14 protein-coding genes are annotated in these 17,107 nt (G+C 35.5%); 2 read left to right on the top strand and 12 right to left on the bottom strand.

Translation table 11 applies throughout. The features are described from left to right. Positions 1-13 precede the first annotated feature (13 nt). The 9 genes from BM305_RS08375 to BM305_RS08335 form a co-directional block, all read right to left on the bottom strand. Positions 14-1,531: a mannitol dehydrogenase family protein gene (locus tag BM305_RS08375; protein WP_092560242.1), complete on the bottom strand. Its 1,518-nt coding sequence runs from the start codon at positions 1,529-1,531 to the stop codon at positions 14-16. 26 nt (positions 1,532-1,557) lie between these two features. Continuing rightward, complete coding sequence (locus BM305_RS08370; protein ID WP_092560241.1) at positions 1,558-2,232, bottom strand: GntR family transcriptional regulator; 675 nt, start codon at positions 2,230-2,232, stop codon at positions 1,558-1,560. Between the two features lie 30 nt (positions 2,233-2,262). Then, complete coding sequence (locus tag BM305_RS08365) at positions 2,263-3,369, bottom strand: mannonate dehydratase (RefSeq protein ID WP_330393444.1); 1,107 nt, start codon at positions 3,367-3,369, stop codon at positions 2,263-2,265. A 64-nt stretch (positions 3,370-3,433) separates the two neighbouring features. After that, positions 3,434-5,104, bottom strand: coding sequence for a type 2 periplasmic-binding domain-containing protein (locus BM305_RS08360; RefSeq protein WP_207649465.1), 1,671 nt, complete (start codon positions 5,102-5,104; stop codon positions 3,434-3,436). A 69-nt stretch (positions 5,105-5,173) separates the two neighbouring features. Further along, positions 5,174-6,043: a carbohydrate ABC transporter permease gene (locus BM305_RS08355; RefSeq protein ID WP_092560239.1), complete on the bottom strand. Its 870-nt coding sequence runs from the start codon at positions 6,041-6,043 to the stop codon at positions 5,174-5,176. 10 nt (positions 6,044-6,053) lie between these two features. Further along, positions 6,054-7,031 carry an ABC transporter permease gene (locus tag BM305_RS08350; protein ID WP_242940496.1) on the bottom strand — a complete coding sequence of 326 codons (978 nt, stop codon included), beginning with the start codon at positions 7,029-7,031 and terminating at the stop codon, positions 6,054-6,056. Positions 7,032-7,211: 180 nt separating this feature from the next. Then, positions 7,212-10,610, bottom strand: a complete 3,399-nt coding sequence (locus BM305_RS08345; RefSeq protein ID WP_092560238.1) for a glycoside hydrolase family 2 TIM barrel-domain containing protein — start codon at positions 10,608-10,610, stop codon at positions 7,212-7,214. Between the two features lie 15 nt (positions 10,611-10,625). Beyond that, the gene (gene sfsA, locus BM305_RS08340) at positions 10,626-11,318 is read right to left on the bottom strand and encodes a DNA/RNA nuclease SfsA (RefSeq protein WP_092560237.1); all 693 of its coding nucleotides are present in this window, start codon (positions 11,316-11,318) and stop codon (positions 10,626-10,628) included. A 44-nt stretch (positions 11,319-11,362) separates the two neighbouring features. Next, on the bottom strand, positions 11,363-12,493 hold the full coding sequence (locus BM305_RS08335) for a glycosyl hydrolase family 8 (protein WP_177214633.1): 1,131 nt from the start codon (positions 12,491-12,493) through the stop codon (positions 11,363-11,365). Between the two features lie 191 nt (positions 12,494-12,684). On the opposite strand from BM305_RS08335, the gene BM305_RS08330 reads away from it, so the two are divergent. Next, entirely contained in the window at positions 12,685-13,389 is a 705-nt protein-coding gene (locus BM305_RS08330) for a hypothetical protein (protein ID WP_092560235.1), read from the top strand. Between the two features lie 478 nt (positions 13,390-13,867). Beyond that, entirely contained in the window at positions 13,868-14,338 is a 471-nt protein-coding gene (locus BM305_RS08325) for a hypothetical protein (protein ID WP_092560234.1), read from the top strand. Between the two features lie 114 nt (positions 14,339-14,452). Here the strand turns inward: BM305_RS08325 and BM305_RS08320 are convergent, their stop codons facing one another. From BM305_RS08320 to BM305_RS19010, 3 genes are all read right to left on the bottom strand, one after another. After that, positions 14,453-15,016 (bottom strand): GNAT family N-acetyltransferase, encoded by a 564-nt coding sequence (locus tag BM305_RS08320; RefSeq protein WP_092560233.1) that lies wholly within the window; start codon positions 15,014-15,016, stop codon positions 14,453-14,455. Between the two features lie 217 nt (positions 15,017-15,233). Further along, complete coding sequence (locus tag BM305_RS08315; protein WP_092560232.1) at positions 15,234-16,832, bottom strand: recombinase family protein; 1,599 nt, start codon at positions 16,830-16,832, stop codon at positions 15,234-15,236. A gap of 40 nt (positions 16,833-16,872) precedes the next feature. Continuing rightward, positions 16,873-17,031, bottom strand: a complete 159-nt coding sequence (locus BM305_RS19010) for a hypothetical protein (protein ID WP_177214632.1) — start codon at positions 17,029-17,031, stop codon at positions 16,873-16,875. Positions 17,032-17,107: the final 76 nt, after the last annotated feature.

The following is a 17,107-nucleotide window of genomic DNA, read 5'->3' as shown; positions in this document are numbered from 1 at the left end:
ACATCCTTTTCAATTAAATACAGTATTTTTGAAGCACCTTTCGTACCGCTCCCTTTTCTCTGGCCATTTCCTTAAACATTACTTTCACCTTATCTGCCAGTCCTGTCTGATATAAATCAATACCAAAAATGCTCTGATCCTGCAAAATCAAATCAATTCCTTGTTCCCCTTCTATTTCCTTACCCAACTCAATTCCTTTCATTTGTTCGGTCAACGCTTCCAGCCTTGGATCACTGCTTCTTGTAAACTCTGCACCTTGGTCATCTACTCCTATCAGATATCTTAACCATCCTGCAAACACCAGAGGAATCATTTTCAATTCCTTTACTTCCAATGTGGAGCTTTTGCTATATGCCTGAAGGGTATGTCCAAACCGAACTGGAATTTTCTGTGAGGTATCGGTAGCAATTCTATAAGGAGAATCTGGCATAAAAGGATTTGGAAGACGTTTTTCCAATACATCCTTCAAAAACTGCTCTGGCTGTATAATTCCTGGATTTACCACAACAGGCATTCCTTCTTTATATCCCAGTTCACATACAAGCTTTTTAAGCTGTGGATCCTCCATTTCAGCATGAATAGTTTCATATCCTAAAAGACATCCAAACACAGCAAGTGCTGTATGTAATGGATTCAGACATGTTCCTACCTTCATTTTTTCTGTTTTATCTACTATTTCTTTATCAGCAAACAATACGCCCGCTGCCTCCAGATTTGGTCTTCCGTTTGGAAATTTATCTTCAATAACCAGATATTCTGTTTCTTCTGCATTGACAAAAGGAGCCGTGTACGTATTGCATGATGTTATAATCTGTTCCACATTCTCAAACCCCTCTGATTCAAGAAGCTCTTTTACCGTTTCATCAGGCCTTGGCGTAATCTTATCAATCATGGTCCATGGAAAAGACACCTTTGACTCATCCTCCAGATAATCCAGAAAACCTTGTTCTGCCTTTCCCTCTTCCACCAGACGCTGCGCCTGCATCCTGACAGCACTGGATAATAGTTCTCCGTTATGAGCACAATTGTCCATACTAACAAGTGCAATTGGCCAAGCACCTCCATGATACCTTTCCAGACAAAGCTCTGCCATTTTCCTCATCAAAGGTCCCTGATATCCTTTTTCTGTAATGGTAAAACTGATTAGCTGAACGGATGGCATCTGAACCAGTTTTTTCATTCGCTCCGTATCTGTCACCGCTTCTGTCACACTTCCAATTACTCTTTTATTTATCTTTCCATCTGATCGAAGTGTAACCATAAGACTGATACAATCATAAGGAGCATATACACGATTAACTAATTCCTTATCGTAATCCTCACAAACAATAATTCCTCTATCACTTAGTCCCTGTTCCAATAACGTATCCATAGCCGCAGCAATAAATGCCCGAAATATATTTCCAGCACCAAAATGCAGCCAGACTGGAGCATTATTGGTATTTTTCTTTACCATTTCTCTGTCATAAGAAGGTATAAAATAATCTTTGTTCCACTTTTCTCTTGTTTCCCAGGCTTCTTTTAATTTCATACCTGCTACTCCTCTTCTAAATTTAATTAAAAAATAAATTCTGCATATTTTTCAATAATCTCACTTTGATCCAATTTATATCGTGAAAGATGTTTTACAATAAACTCTGCGGACAACTCCTTATCCCCAGACTTTATTGCATTTAAAATAGCCTTATGATCCGCAACAATTTTAATATCCTTTACAGAATACATACTTAATGTACGAATACGATCGAAATGTCCCTGTGTTCCCTCCATTAATCTGTAAATTCGTTCCTTATTACACATCAAGAAAAGTGACTTGTGAAATTCATTATCAAGTTCAATTATTTTTTCTGGCACCCTGTTATCCAGGTAAAATTCCTGAAGCTGTACATTTTTTTCAAGTTCCTGTACATTTTCTTCTGTTATACAATCACACAATTCTTCTACAACAGCTTTTTCCAATACCCTACGCAAAAAAACCATTTCATCCACAATATCAAAATTAATTTTAGCCACCACACTTCCCCGTTGAGGATATACTTCAATTAAATTGATTTTCTGGAGTTCCTGTAATGCCTCCCTAACTGGTGTCCTGCTAATTCCCAGTTCTTTAGCAAGTTCATTTTCGCTAACTGCACTCCCAGGTTCAAGTTTTAATGATATAATATTTTCCTTAATCTGCCGCAAAGCATATTCTCTTGCACTTTCTCTTGCCTCTCTCATCGATATGATCATATAACTATCTCCTCATTTCTTTTTAGCCGCTTATTCTATCTGTGCATTTTTATCGATTGCTTCCCATAGTCCAAGAATATACGACGCACCTAGTGCTCTGTCATATAATCCATATCCTGGTCTTGCCTGCTCTCCCCATATCATCCGGCCATGATCAGGACGAATATAACCATCGAACCTATTCTCGTAAAACGCTTTCACAACTTTATACATATCCAAATCCCCACATGGACTATAGTGAGCCGATTCTGTAAATACCATTTTATCTAAATGCTTTACATTTCGTATATGTGCAAAATGAATTCTTCCTTGTGAAGCAAATTCACTGATGATTTGAGGAATATCATTTTCCATATCACCGCCAAGAGATCCAGTGCATAAAGTCAGTCCATTATATGGACTACTATTCAAATTTAAGAATTTACGTATATTTTCAACATTATTAATCAGCTTAGGCAGACCATAGATTGAAAATGGTGGATCGTCAGGATGTATCGCCATCTTAACGTCATACTTTTCTGCATATGGTATTACCTGATCTAAAAAATATTTTGTATTCTCCCAGTACTGCTCATCAGACATTTTTTTATAAAAATTTATATCTGCCGCCATTGCCTCCAATCTTTCAGGCTCCCATCCAGGTAGAGAATATCCTCTGGAATTACCCAGCATTTCTTCCGCAATTAATGCCGGGTTCATTTTTAAAACCGTTTCATGGTTATAGGCAAGCACATTACTTCCATCCTCTAATGGATAGGCAAGTTCACTTCTTAACCAATCCATAACTGGCATGAAATTGTAACATAAACATTTTACTCCAATAGTGGATAGGTTTTCAATTGTTTTAATGTAATTTTTTATATATTTATCTCTGGTTGGCAATCCTTTTTTTATATCTTCATGGATATTCACACTTTCAATCACTTCTAGCTCAAGTCCCGCACTTTGTATTTCATTTTTTAATGCTTCCAGCCTGTCAATAGGCCATACCTCACCTACCGGAATATCAGACAGCATAGCAGCTACCCCTGTAACACCGGGTATTTGCTTAATTTGCTCTAATGTAACGCTGTCGTCGCCACCTGGAAACCAGCGAAATATCATTTTCATATAATCATTCTCCTTGAAGCCTTTCATAGAAAAGATTCTCCTGTAATGTTCCCTTCATTAGCAAGAGAATCTTTTTCTGCCAGGCTATTTTTTATTTCTGACTATCATAAATTTCTTTATACATATCAATATATCTCTGGCTGTTATTTGCTTCACAGGATGCAACATAACTATCCCAATCTGACTCCACATTCATCTGACCTGTAACAAACTGTAAAGTAGCACTCTTTACATAATCCATAAGAGGAGTCTTAATCAGATTCATTTCTTCTGTTTGATCTTCATCTCCTACAACAGGTGGATTTAATGGTTTAATTGTTCTATAAGAATTCAGTCTTTCACAGAAATCTTTCAAGTCATCTGCTAACATGGATTTTGCGAGATCTAAAGTTCCGCCATAAGAAAATACACCATTGCTAAAACCATAATCAACATTTAACTGCTTAGTTCCTTCTGGATTCAGTCCGTTGTAAGTAATATCAGAATTTAAAGTATAATTTCCTTCACTGTCAACGGTATAAGTTTCCCCTTCAACGCCCCATTTTGTAAATATCTTTCCTTCCTCTGAATACCATAACCAGTCAATGAAACGAAGCATTTTAATAAAACCAGCTTCTCCTAACTCATCTAATGCTTTCTGACTAATCATAATACCATTTTCCAATCTGGAATTTTCAGTCTGATAGTTGTTTTTTGCAACTGGAAGGACAATGGAATATAACTCATAATTACCTTCGCCTAATGTTTCTTTTAAGCCTTGATCATACATAGACAAAACTGTTCTGTTAGAACCAATTACATATGTTTCACCAGCCTTAAATTTATTTTCAGCAGTCGCATCTTCTTGTGTAAAAGTTTCTGGATCTAAAATACCTGAACTGATAAACTTATTCATTAATGTTACAAATTCCTTATAGTCCTCTGATGTTTCTGCAAAATACCAGGAATCTGTTTCAGCATCGTATTGCATACCATCACCAAGAGACCATCCAGCTGGTACATTATAAGTCTGACCTACTACTTTCAGAAGTGAATCACCTTTCCATCTGTCAGACCAGATTGGATTGCCACCAACATAATTTTGAACTTTTGCTAAGCAGTCATAAAACTCATCCCATGTCCAGTCCTTTTCTAATTCCGTTACATCTACTCCAGCTTTTTCAAAAATATCTTTTCTTACAACTAGTGTATATTCACTACCTGTTCCAGCAGGAACTTCCCACATACCAGGTAATTTATAATATTTTCCATCACTTTTTGTTATTTGCTTTAAATCATCTTCCATTTGATATGTTTCTACAAAATTCATATAGTTTGGCATATACTGCACCCATTCACTAATTGGAACTACAGCTCCACCAGTAATAAACGCAGATTCATCATATGTTTTAGGAATAATATAGGGAGCCTCTCCCGAATTGATTAATAATGACTTTTTATCATCATAATCTGCACGTGCAATAATGTTCAAATCAAAGCTGACATTTGTCATCTCTTTTATTTTATCCCAGACCAGCCAGTTCTCTTGATAAGGGTAAATCTCATGATCACTATACATCATAGAATATGTAATAGGTTCATCTGATTTAAAGGTTGTATCAAGACCAAAGGTATAATCTAATTCTTCTTCCGTAGCAGCAGCTCCACTGTCACTTGTTCCCGAATCAGTATCTGTTTTCTTGTCCTCCTTGTTATTACATGCACCTAAACTGAAAACCATTGCTAAAACTAATAATGCCGAAATGACTCTCTTTAATTTCATCATAAATTCCTCCTTATTTTAAAATACATATTTATATTTAGCATCTTAATCATATGAAATGCCAAAATATCATCCTTTTACGGAACCAATCATCATACCCTGAACAAAATATTTCTGGATAAATGGGTATATACAAATAATCGGTAATGCCATAAGCACCATTGATGCTGACTTAACAGATGCTGCAATTGACTGTGCCTGATCCAATCCTGCTGAAATTTCATTGGTACTTGTGGCGCCATAGATAATCTGTCTTAAATACAACGCAACTGGCCATTTATCCTTACTGTCAAAATAAATAAATGGTGTAAACCAGTTACTCCATAAACCCGCCGCATAGAATAGAACCATTGTTGCCATAATTGGTTTTGATAAAGGAAAAACAATTTTTATAAAAATTCCAAATGTACCCAGTCCATCTATTGACGCGGCCTCTTCCAGTTCTTGTGGAAGACTTGCGAAAAACGATTTCATTAATAATACATAATATGTGCTGATTGCTCCTGGAATTAGAAATGCCCATATTGTATTTCTCATACCCAGTGAATTAACAAGTACATAGTTTGGAATCAGTCCACCGCCAAAGTACATGGTAAATATTACAAATGGCGTAATTACTTTATTTAATCTCAACTTATCTTTTGATAGTGGATATGCCAGAATTGCTGTGGAAAACAATGATATTATTGTACCTAATACGGCATACAATATAGTGTTTCTATAGTACAGCAGGAAATCTCCCTGTTTAATAATGGACTTATATGTTTCAATATTGAATCCAACTGGAAAAATTGTTACTTCTCCGTTATAAATTGCCTTCTCTGAGCTAAATGACTGAGCTACCAAAAATAAAAATGGATATAAAGTAGCTGCCACAATAATAATCATAATAATTGTATTAATTATTTGAAATATTCGATACGATTTTGATACTTTCATATTTTCCCTCCTACCACAAACTGCTTTTTGTTACTTTTCGTGAAGTCATATTAGCTGCATTTACAAGAATCAGTCCAATAATGCCTTCAAAAAGTCCTACTGCCGTAGCATAACTATAATTTCCTGTCCCCACACCCATTCGGTAAACATAAGTAGAAATTACATCTCCGGTTGAATATGTCATTGGATTATAGAGCATAATAATTCGTTCAAAAACTCCTCCCGAACCTACAATGCTTCCAATATCCAGTATTAGAATTGTTGTAATAGTTGGTAAAATACCTGGAATTGTTACGTGCCATACCTGCTTAAACCGGTTTGCCCCATCAACCTTAGCTGCATCATACAATTCGGTATTAATCCCCGCCATGGCTGCCAAATATAAAATAGTTCCCCATCCAAGAGCCTGCCATACACTAGAGCCAACAAAAATTGTTACAAACCATTCTGGTAATTGAATAAAACTAATTGGTTCTCCGCCAAATGCTTTAATGATTGCGTTGATTGGACCACTGGTAGAAAGTAATTCTTTTACCATACCGCATACAATAACAACCGCTATAAAATGTGGCAAATAGGAAACCGTCTGTACAAATTTTTTCCATCGAACATTTTTTATTTCATTTAGCAGCAATGCAAAAGCTAATGTTGCCGGAAAACGAACCAGTAAATACGAAAAGTTAATAATTAAGGTATTGGTAAAGGCATTCCAAAAAGCCCTGTCCCTGATAAATTGCCTGAAATATTTTAGTCCTGACCATTCTATACCAAAAATAGGTCCTCCAGCCCGATACTTACGAAAAGCAATGATATTTCCTGCCATCGGCAGATATTTGAATATTATGTAGTACGCAATAGGAATTATCAAAAATGCATACAACTTCCATTCTCTTCGTATATGTTTTAGCAGAGGGACTTTTGCTGACTTCATTAAGATTACTTCTTCCTTCCTTTTCTGCTTCTCCATCGATTTTTCCTTCTTACCCATGGTATCCTCCTCCCAGCAGTTTTTCCTGCAACTTGTATACTAGTATATTACCATATTAGTATGCTTTTGTTAATTATTAAAAACCAACAAAAAATCAATTCCTTTTTTGTTGGTTTTTAATAATTACTATTTACTTTTTTCAAATTTATTCCAATAGCCTTTTACTTTTTTATCATTTTACTATTGAAATTTAAACCATTTAAAGTCAAAATGACAGCCTGGCAAAAAAATAAAAGATACTGTTTGCAATCCTGTTACGCTATCCATGAGAAATTCTCTTTCAATATATTCTTCCGCATATTCAAATTCAGCCAATTGCTTCACTTCACCAGAAGCTCCATAAAATCGAACATGTATTGTATTTTTTTCAATAGGAGATCGTCCACAAATTATTAATTTGTGAAAACCAGACGTTCCAAAGTCCATTTCATCAAATTCAATTGTAACATTATTTCCAATTCCAGTAATACTGTCTTGATCTATCTGATAAGAATCTCCATATAAACTGCTATAAGATAGCACCGAAAGCTTTTCATATGCTTTTTCCAGCTTTTTAAAAATGAATCCTTTCATATGCACCTTGTCTCTTAGTAAAAATGCTATGGATGTAATACCTGACAGTCTCTTTTTTAATTGATAGGTTTCTTCTTGATACGTATTCCAGATAGACGGCTTGTGATAAATAACATCCGCCAACAATTCGCTTCCCTCGTCATATGGAGCCCCCTCCCATATTTCAATCTGAGTTGCCTTGCTGCCCAGTTCAAAAATAGGAATTGTAATTTCATCTGAACCAAAGTTTCCAAAATCCAGCTTATCAAAAACGATAATGCTTTCTCCATCTCTGGCTGTTGCTGCTCCACGTTCATTTCCACTTCCAATTTCACCAGAACTTCTGGTATAGAGACTTCCCGATACAAATTCATAAGGGTTATAATAAGCCGTTCCTAATCCACTGATTTTAAAATCTAATACTGAGATCAGCCTTATTTTTTCACTTCCATTTTGTGCAGTAGCACGGACATAAAATTCACCATCTCCCAGCGCTGTTATTTTTGCCTTTTTCCCAGAAGCTGCTATAGCTGCAATATTAGTATCTACCCCTGTTGCATTGGTCAGCCGCCACTCAATATCTGAATAGGTTGCATTATCTGGATAAAGTTTCACTTCGACCTCAACTTCACCTTGTTCTTTATTCAGGCTTGTTCCAAGAGGACTCATGATTTCCAGCTTACGTATGGGTATCTCTAGATTCCGATTACTTTCCTTATTTTCTTCTAAAGCAGATATGCCCTCAGGAACGATACATTCCTGTGATGTAAAAATCATACTTTTATCAAGTAAACCCTCTGAAGTCACTTTTATTTGGATTTCACCTGGAATCGTTTTTGATGCAATAATAGCAAGTAATTTGCCACTAAATAATCTGCGGCTTGTTCCCTTATAGGATTCGTAATCTGTACTGTCACCATTATCCAGGCCAATCAGCCGTCCTGCTCCCGTAACCTTTACATTTACCCTGTTATTAGCATTGCAGACAGGATTACCATTTTTATCCTTTACTGATATTTCAATAAATATAAGATCCTGACCATCAGCCAGCATCCTTTGCTTATCTGGCTTTAAATCAATCTGAGCTGCATCTGAAAAAGAACGCTGGATATCTTCTGCAATTATATTATTATTTTCATCGTATGCAACCGCACGCAATTCCCCTTCACAATAAGGAATCTGCCAGTCACCAATGAGCGTTTTCCCTGTGCGGTGATTTATTTCAAAAGTTCCCTGGGAACAATGATTGAAAAATAATTCAACCTTTGGCGCATTGGAGCATACCCGTACATCAATCAGCTGTCCTCTGTTAAAATCCCAGTATGGAAAGATATGAACCATTGGTGCAGCTTTATAATCAGTCCATTCAGCCTGGTAAATATAAAAGGAATCTTTAGGAAAACCAGCTGTATCAAGTTGACCAAAATAGCAGTTTTTTGTGTGGTATGGTGTTGGTTCTCCTATATAGTCAAATCCACTCCAGATAAACATTCCCGCGCTAAAATTGGCGTCTCTATCATCTATAATGCATTTTTCAATGCTTCTGGCACCCCAACTGGTAATACTGTTGCCAAGGGATGAACATTGTTCATCATCATCGCAAAGGATTTGTGACTTCAATGGAAAATGGTAGATTCCACGGCTTTGCACCACCGATCCCGTTTCACTTCCATATATCATCCAGTCTTTATGCTGCTTGTGATGCAATTCATAATATTTTTCCCCATAATTATAACCTGCCAGCTTTACAATATCTGCACATTTTTGAGCATTCTCCCATGGCATGTAATTTGAACCTATCGTCACAGGAGCATTATGATTGGGATCATGCTTATACACTTGTTCCAAAAGCATCTTTGTTAGTTCTGTTCCCTGCTCACTGCTATGAGTATCATAAATTTCATTTCCGATACACCACATAATGATACAAGGATGATTTCGGTCTCTTCGAATCCAGGCAGCCACATCCCGCTCCATCCATTCCTCGAAGAAACGAGCATAGTCATAAGGATTTTTGGGCTTTTTCCACATATCAAATGATTCTTCATTGACTAAAAACCCCATTTCATCTGCAAGCTCTAAAAGCTCAGGGGCACACATATTATGTGCTGTGCGAATAGCATTAACGCCCATTTCTTTCAGCAGCGATAACTGACGCCTTATGGCCGTCTTATTAACTGCTGCCCCAAGTGCTCCTAAATCATGGTGCTGGCAAGCACCATGAATTTTAACATGACGTTCATTTAAATAAAATCCAGTATCCGCATCAAATCGAATTGTGCGAAAGCCAAACTGGGACCATTCCTCATCTACTACATTATTTTTGTATAAAAGTTCTGTTTTCATAACATACAGATAAGGAAAATCAATATCCCATAGTACTGGTGAATCAACTGACAAATTTTGAATCGGGCTGTTGCCTTCCACCGTGGTAACCATTTCTCTATTTTGATTATAAATGGTGTATCTAACTACACATTCCTCCTGTGAAGCATTTGCAATTTCACATGATGCATGAACCTTCCACAAATTTTTTTTCATTTTTTCGGTGGAAATATAAATCCCATCGGCAGCCAGATGTACATCAGAAACTGTTTTCAGCCAAACATTCCGATAAATTCCTCCACCAGTATACCACCTTGAATTAGGTACCTGCAAAATTACACGAACCAAAATTTCATTATCTCCATTTTTTAATAAGCTGGTAATGTCTAGTTCAAAAGTCGAATAGCCATATTTCCACTCTCCAGCTTTAGTACCATTTACATAAATAGAACTATCCATATAAATCCCATCAAAACGAAGAATATAATGCATCTTTTCTTCTGGCAGCAGCTGAATCGAGAATCGCTTTCGGTACCAGCCTTCACATGACTCATGAAATATAGCTGAATCATAGATTACCCAATCATGTGGAATATCAATTGTATTCCACATACATTCATCCTTCTCAATTTTATGAATATCACAACCAATTTCCTGTCTGGTAAATTCCCAGTTATTATTAAATAGTATTTTTTTACTCATTCCTCTAACCTCACATCACAATATTTGCAAAGAATCGGGAGTTATCCTGCACCCTTTAACAATTACAATCACACCTTCTTCTTCTGCTTTTCTAAGAGTATTAGCAAAAACAGGATCCGTGCTGCCATTTGGTTCAAACCTTTCAAACTTTCCCATTTGCACAACAAACAACAGATATGTCACATATCCTGCTTTCTTTGCTTTCATTAACCCCTCTAAATGCTTTACTCCCCGCTGAGTTGGTGCATCTGGAAACCGGACAACCCCATTCTCCTCCAAGGTAACACCTTTTACCTCCATAAATGCCTTACACAATTGATTCTTCTCATCATCATATTCAAAATACAAATCAAATCTGGAATCCTCAAATGTTTTTTCTGCCTTAATATACGTAATATTCCCTTCAAGCCCACCACTCTCAAGCCATTCTCTGGCAACCTTATTGGGTGCCTGTGAATCCATATTGATTAATATATTTTCCTTCTCGGTCTCCTTTATTACGGCAACCAGAGAATACCGGGTTTTTCTTTTAGCATTTGCACCATGATCCTCCAAATAGACTTTAGATTTTCCTGGTATTAATAATTCTTTGCATCTTCCTGTATTTTTTACATGACACTGACACACCTCATCCCCTATTTTTACGTAGGCAATAAATCTATTTGGCCTGTCAATAAATATTCCTGTTATTATATTTTCGTATCTCATTAAATCTCCATATTAATTTTTTATCACACGCTAAATTCCATTACTTATAAATGCATTGGATCCAGCCAGTTTCCAGTTGCTGCAATCATTGCCAATAATTTTAAAGTATTTTCGTAAAAGCAACATTGCTCAATGGACTTTGACATAATCTTTTCCCAAAGCCTAAGTGTCCAGTCCTCATTTCCTGATTCCGCCAGAGAACTAACTAAAAATGGAGCAATAAATGCAAGATTATCTGCTTCACCAAACGCAAGTCCTGGTATGCCATTTGCTACATAATAACCAGACATAATAGAATCTGGATTATCTCCTGTACTCGTTCGTATAAAAGAGTTCATTATCTTCAGCTGCTTTTCTGGTTCTGTATGATTGAGAATACTGTCCATTGCATACCTCCATGGAACACGGCAGCTGTTATAATAGTAATCTCCATCATGCTTTGACTCTAATACCTGAAAAGGGGCAGGAACTGATTTTCCATTCACTTTTAAAAGAAAATCTGGCATAAGTCCAATATTTTTGCTGCAACCTGATAGCTGGTCATTTATTATTTCAGCTAAGGAATGATACAAACTCTCCCACTTCCATCTATTTGCCCGGTCATAGTAAATGAAATTCCGAATTACATAAAGCATGAAATCAGAGCATCTGGTTACATATTGAAAATTAGATGTTTTGTCCCAAGGCACCCAGTCCCCTAAAAATAACATGTTGTACTGGTTATTCACACAACTATCCATTAACGCATTCATACGTCTGAATGCTTCATCCCCAAAGCGTATTCCGTCATGGCTTCCCCAAAGCTTATCCGCAAGAAACAATCCATAGCAAATGTCCATGTCTCCATCTGTTGCAGATGAAGTTTCAATGCTTACATTTTTAATCGTTCCATCTGGCATTTGAATTTGCTGCCACGCCATCAGATTATTGTTAAAGCAGCTTGGATAACTTTTAACGTAATGATACAGTTTAACAAAATGTTTCTTGGCTTCCTTGTCAAACCGGCTCATAATTGAAAAAATCACCATTCCGTACCCCATTGCCTCTGAGCAGGTTATGGCTGGCCAGAAATCTGGCTGATCATATGAATAGTATATATATTCCTGAAGAAAATGATTTCCTTTGACTTCTCTGACGTAACGATTTTTCCATTGAGTATAGAATGATTCTAACATACTATTAAGTGTTTGTTTAGTATATTTTTTTATTAATACGTTATGATAAAGCACTGAAATACCTCATAAAGTTTTATTAATTATATATATTATTAATAGAAATATAATAATTACTTTTTTTGTTTTATATTGACTACATTTCCATTATATTCTATAATTATATAAAATCCAAAGGATACAAGGAGGAGAATATGAAAGCATTAAAAATAGATTCAACATTTACAAGTTTTAGTGATTATAATGGTTTAGGGAGCTACAGTAAAAGTATTACTGCTATCTCACAGTACCCAGCAACATATCCTGTATTTATTTACTACAGAAACGGCTCTGTTTGGAATACTGTTGCCATGACACTTAAATATGCAACAAAAGTAGGCTGTATTTGGGAATATCACGATACAGTTGGTATAGGCGGTTATAAACCAACGTCACCTGGTGTACTTCCTATTGATACAGATTTTGCCTTGTATCAGGACACTCCTTCTGGACGTATCTGGGATAATAACTTTTGGAAAAATTATCACCTTGGTTCTTGTGATGGCCCATACCTTGGACAGAATGTAGGCATCAGCCTTTGGAATGCCTTTTATTCACAAGACAATACCTTCGGCGGAAATATTATTGTAAGTAATATTGCATATGAAAAAGAAGTCACTGTTTATTATAAAGAAGATAACATGTCAGCCTATAGCAGCTGTTCCGCATTTTTTTCTCAGTTTACACAAGTTGGAGTTCATCAGACATTAATATCACCAACAGTAAATAATTGTGATATGTTCTCCTTTTCTACAGAATTGAAAGATTGTGAAACAATAGAATTTTATTTAACGTACGAAGTAAGTGGACAGTTCTTTATTGATAACAACAGAGGCCAAAACTACATCGTAAAGAAGTAACTATATAAAGGTACATAAAAAGGAGGGTCGCTCCGCAGCTAAAAATCAGCTATTCTGCGACACCTCCTTATTTTTTATTTTTTCCTAAACATTTTAGAATATAAGAAACTATTTGCATCTTGATATTAGCCATCAGATAACGGTTGCTGACATAATAGCTAACGCAAATATACTGCTCAGATATAACATATCATTTTAAATATAATAATTATCCGAATAAATTGTAAATACAAGTAAAGAAAAGTGGAACAACCTATTCTGTGGCTACCCTACAATCATAAAGGCGTATAAAATAATGGAAAATTTTTCAATAATTATTTTGATGTTTTTGTACTTTTTTACTTTTTTTACAATATTGTATGTTTATTATTACAAAAATACATTTTCTTACTTGAAATTTTTGTTAATTTACCCCATTTTCATAATACATCTGCTGATCTATAATTGCATCATATCATAAAGAAAGGTGGTAAACATTATGAAAAATTTATTTAAAAAAGTTTTACTAGCTGCATTATGCGCTACAGTATTATTCTCAAATCCCCATATTACTCATGCTTCAACTAGCCAAAACCCTATTTTAGTTGCAGACTGGAGCAATACTTCTACTGGTGAGTTTATAAGATGCTACAAATATCTACCTTGCCAATTAATAGGTGCTGATAATGGTGAGATTATATCTGATGGCGATAATGGTATTTGGTGGAGAGTATCAGCTGGGTTATCCTTTACTACATCTTGTTATTTTTCAGAACCAACCTGCTTTAAAGTAAACATTGTGCAGTTAAATTATGGAACTGTTTATAGCAAAGTAGTTACCACTCCTACAAAATCTGCTCATTTTCAGCTAGAGCCAACTTCTACGGATACAAAATATATGATTGTAATAACACCAGCTACAGATGCATCCTTAACTATGGTGTATTCTTCCGCACAAAGCCCTTTTTAATTTTTTAATATACATATCACATATAGGCTGCCTAACCACTAGGCAGCCTTATAAATGCTTTGACATTAGTGATACTACATGTTGGATGAAACAAATAATTTTAATGGTACTTATCTATTTTTTAATTACATAATACGAATCGTATTCGGTTCCATCATGACCCTTTAATTTTTCAGTGGTACTTCTAAAACCCATTTTTTCAAGTGCATCTACTCTTTCTAATGCATTTGATTTAGCTTTTGTTGCCACCTTGTCACAATTAAATATATCATATGCCTGCTTAATAATTAGAGACAAAATACTTTCTATTTCCGTTTCTTTTTCGTAATCACTTCTTAAATCTAATCTTAACAAACCACATTCCGTAAAATAATCGTTAGCTTTTCTATGAAATAATTCAATTGTACCAATAACCGAATTGTTAGTTTGGTCAACAATTGACCAACGCACAAAGCCTTTTCTATCATATTCAAAATGCCAGTATTCTATGGCTTTCTCCATTCTCTCATATGTTGTATAGTAAAAATCATCCCCCTCACAATTATCACTGTTAAAAAGGGGAACTGATTTTTCATCTGAATATACTTTTAACAAATCTTTGCAATCCTCATTCCTTACATATCTTAATAAATACTTATTATTTTCAAATAGTGGACATTCTTCATAAACATTAGTCATATTTGCTTTCTCCTTCGTATTTAAATATAGTTTTTATTTCGCATAACCCACTTTATTATAGCACGAGTGTTCGATAATTAGAACCACCTATTTTTCCTTAAACCGCTTTTCTACAATCGCCAATCCCTTATAAAGTGCAGTTGCCACAATACAGAGCAAAACAATTGACATAATAACCCAGTCTAGTTTAAATACCTGTGTTCACATACAGATAGTTTTAAAGCGTAATTTCTACTTTTCTATAATTGATTTTCTTTATATAAAACTTCACATCTTCCCAAAAATCAAGGGAAACCAATCCATAATCGTGAAATATGGTTATCTTAGTAATATGATCATTTATCTTGGATACTATCAATGCCTTGTCATTTATATCCCTTATTTCGCTTGCTATCTCTGCAATACGCTTTTGGCTAAATTCTTTTTCCTTTTTCACCTGTTCTATATTAGATATTTTTTCAGTAATTTCATCATATTCCTGTTTCAGCCCTTTGTCTTTGGACTGAAACAGCTCATCTGATAAAATACCATCCAGCATCTTGTCTAACAGCAGCTCCCGCTTCTTCATAATATTTGCCTGATTTCTTTTCAGTACCTCAGCATTCCAATCATCCCCACTACTGATTGCCTTTTGTATTACCGCTACTAATGCTTTCTGCATCTGATCCAATCCTTCCTGGGAAAAAATTTTCTGACCTATTTTAAATAAGACTTCCTGCAAATCGTTATCTTTCATATGAATATTGTCACATCCACCGACTCTATCCGTCGCAACACTTCGCGTTGAGGCTGTCTTTCTTCCTCTTTGCACATACTCGCTGCATGACCATTCCAAAATTTGTTCTCCATTGGCTTTTTTCCGAAACCGCAACCAGTACACAGAACCACAATCTCCACATATAATCTTACTGCTTAGAAAATGTTTTCCAATATTACGTCCTCTTTGTTTCTTCACAAAAGCTTCTGTCTTTTCCTGTACAGCACGGTTATCCATCATTTCATTTGCCTTCTGCCAAATTTCTTCGCTTACGATTGCTGGTATAATATTCTCATGATAAATCCATTCAGATTCTTTCATGTGTACTGTTTTTTTAGTGTTGAAATCAAGATGGTGCTTATTCATAACTGCCGTTCCCTTAAATAAAGGATTTCGGATAATTCTTCGAATTGTTGTTTCTTGAAACTTTCCTCCAGAACGGCTTTTTATTCCCCTACCTTCTAATTGCTTGGCAATTATCCTACTGCCATATCCTTCACAGCATAGATTATATATCAGGCGGACAATTTCAGCCTCTTCTTCATTGATTACAACTTTTTTATTTATCTTGTCGTAACCCCATGTGTTAGAAGTGATGCTTACATTCGTTCCTTTTTCTTGTCTGTGTTTATGTGCGTTATTAATTTTCTTGGATAAATCCCTGCTGAATTCCTCTGCAAGAATCGCTTTTATACCTGTTATTAATGCATCATCTGGTGTATAAAATTTATTATCTAGATAAAAAAATAATTTTTTCTGTGCTTGCACCAACTTGTCAACAAATAGATACCATTCCTTCGTATTTCTCATAAGTCTGTCCTGGGACTTGACTACAATCACATCAAATTTATCCTCTAGCTCCTCCAAATCTGAAACAAGACGATTATACTCATTACGCTTATTAGTGGTTGTACCTGACTTGCCCTCATCAATATATTGATCGGCTAACTTCCATTTTTGTTTACGTACTACTGCAATTGCTTCCTGCACCTGATCTTTTAGAGCATTTACCTGTGCTTCTTCCTCTGTGCTTACCCGGCAATAGATAACAGCTTTCATGTACGTCCCTCCTAATCAGCCATGTAGTGTCAAATACCTATTAGTATTCACCTTTTCGTACCAGTTCCACCGCTCTATAGTATTCTTTCTCTGATAGCTTTTTTCTTTGATGCAATTCTCTTAAAATAAATATCATGTCATTTTTGTATTCTTTCGATTTTATGTCATTCTGCCTTTCATTTATGTACACTCCATTCATGCACATTCCTCTCTTCTACTTTTATTCTCATATTATATTTTATGAACAACTAAGAAAGTTGAAAGTTGTACCATTT

The organism is Anaeromicropila populeti (assembly GCF_900112775.1).
GTDB classification, from domain to species: domain Bacteria; phylum Bacillota; class Clostridia; order Lachnospirales; family Lachnospiraceae; genus Anaeromicropila_A; species Anaeromicropila_A populeti.
The sequence above is the reverse complement of the archived record's forward strand: the minus strand, read 5'-3'. Positions and strand labels throughout refer to the sequence as shown.

What these genes read in the sequence shown, in the direction of transcription:
- BM305_RS08375 (WP_092560242.1), bottom strand. Translation starts at nt 1,531, where the DNA reads ATGAAATTAAAAGAAGCCTGGGAAACAAGAGAAAAGTGGAACAAAGAT.
- sfsA (WP_092560237.1), bottom strand. Translation starts at nt 11,318, where the DNA reads ATGAGATACGAAAATATAATAACAGGAATATTTATTGACAGGCCAAAT.
- BM305_RS19010 (WP_177214632.1), bottom strand. Translation starts at nt 17,031, where the DNA reads ATGAATGGAGTGTACATAAATGAAAGGCAGAATGACATAAAATCGAAA.
- BM305_RS08330 (WP_092560235.1), top strand. Translation starts at nt 12,685, where the DNA reads ATGAAAGCATTAAAAATAGATTCAACATTTACAAGTTTTAGTGATTAT.
- BM305_RS08315 (WP_092560232.1), bottom strand. Translation starts at nt 16,832, where the DNA reads ATGAAAGCTGTTATCTATTGCCGGGTAAGCACAGAGGAAGAAGCACAG.
- BM305_RS08345 (WP_092560238.1), bottom strand. Translation starts at nt 10,610, where the DNA reads ATGAGTAAAAAAATACTATTTAATAATAACTGGGAATTTACCAGACAG.
- BM305_RS08320 (WP_092560233.1), bottom strand. Translation starts at nt 15,016, where the DNA reads ATGACTAATGTTTATGAAGAATGTCCACTATTTGAAAATAATAAGTAT.
- BM305_RS08335 (WP_177214633.1), bottom strand. Translation starts at nt 12,493, where the DNA reads ATGTTAGAATCATTCTATACTCAATGGAAAAATCGTTACGTCAGAGAA.
- BM305_RS08355 (WP_092560239.1), bottom strand. Translation starts at nt 6,043, where the DNA reads ATGAAAGTATCAAAATCGTATCGAATATTTCAAATAATTAATACAATT.
- BM305_RS08325 (WP_092560234.1), top strand. Translation starts at nt 13,868, where the DNA reads ATGAAAAATTTATTTAAAAAAGTTTTACTAGCTGCATTATGCGCTACA.
- BM305_RS08360 (WP_207649465.1), bottom strand. Translation starts at nt 5,104, where the DNA reads ATGAAATTAAAGAGAGTCATTTCGGCATTATTAGTTTTAGCAATGGTT.
- BM305_RS08365 (WP_330393444.1), bottom strand. Translation starts at nt 3,369, where the DNA reads ATGAAAGGCTTCAAGGAGAATGATTATATGAAAATGATATTTCGCTGG.
- BM305_RS08350 (WP_242940496.1), bottom strand. Translation starts at nt 7,031, where the DNA reads ATGGGTAAGAAGGAAAAATCGATGGAGAAGCAGAAAAGGAAGGAAGAA.
- BM305_RS08370 (WP_092560241.1), bottom strand. Translation starts at nt 2,232, where the DNA reads ATGATCATATCGATGAGAGAGGCAAGAGAAAGTGCAAGAGAATATGCT.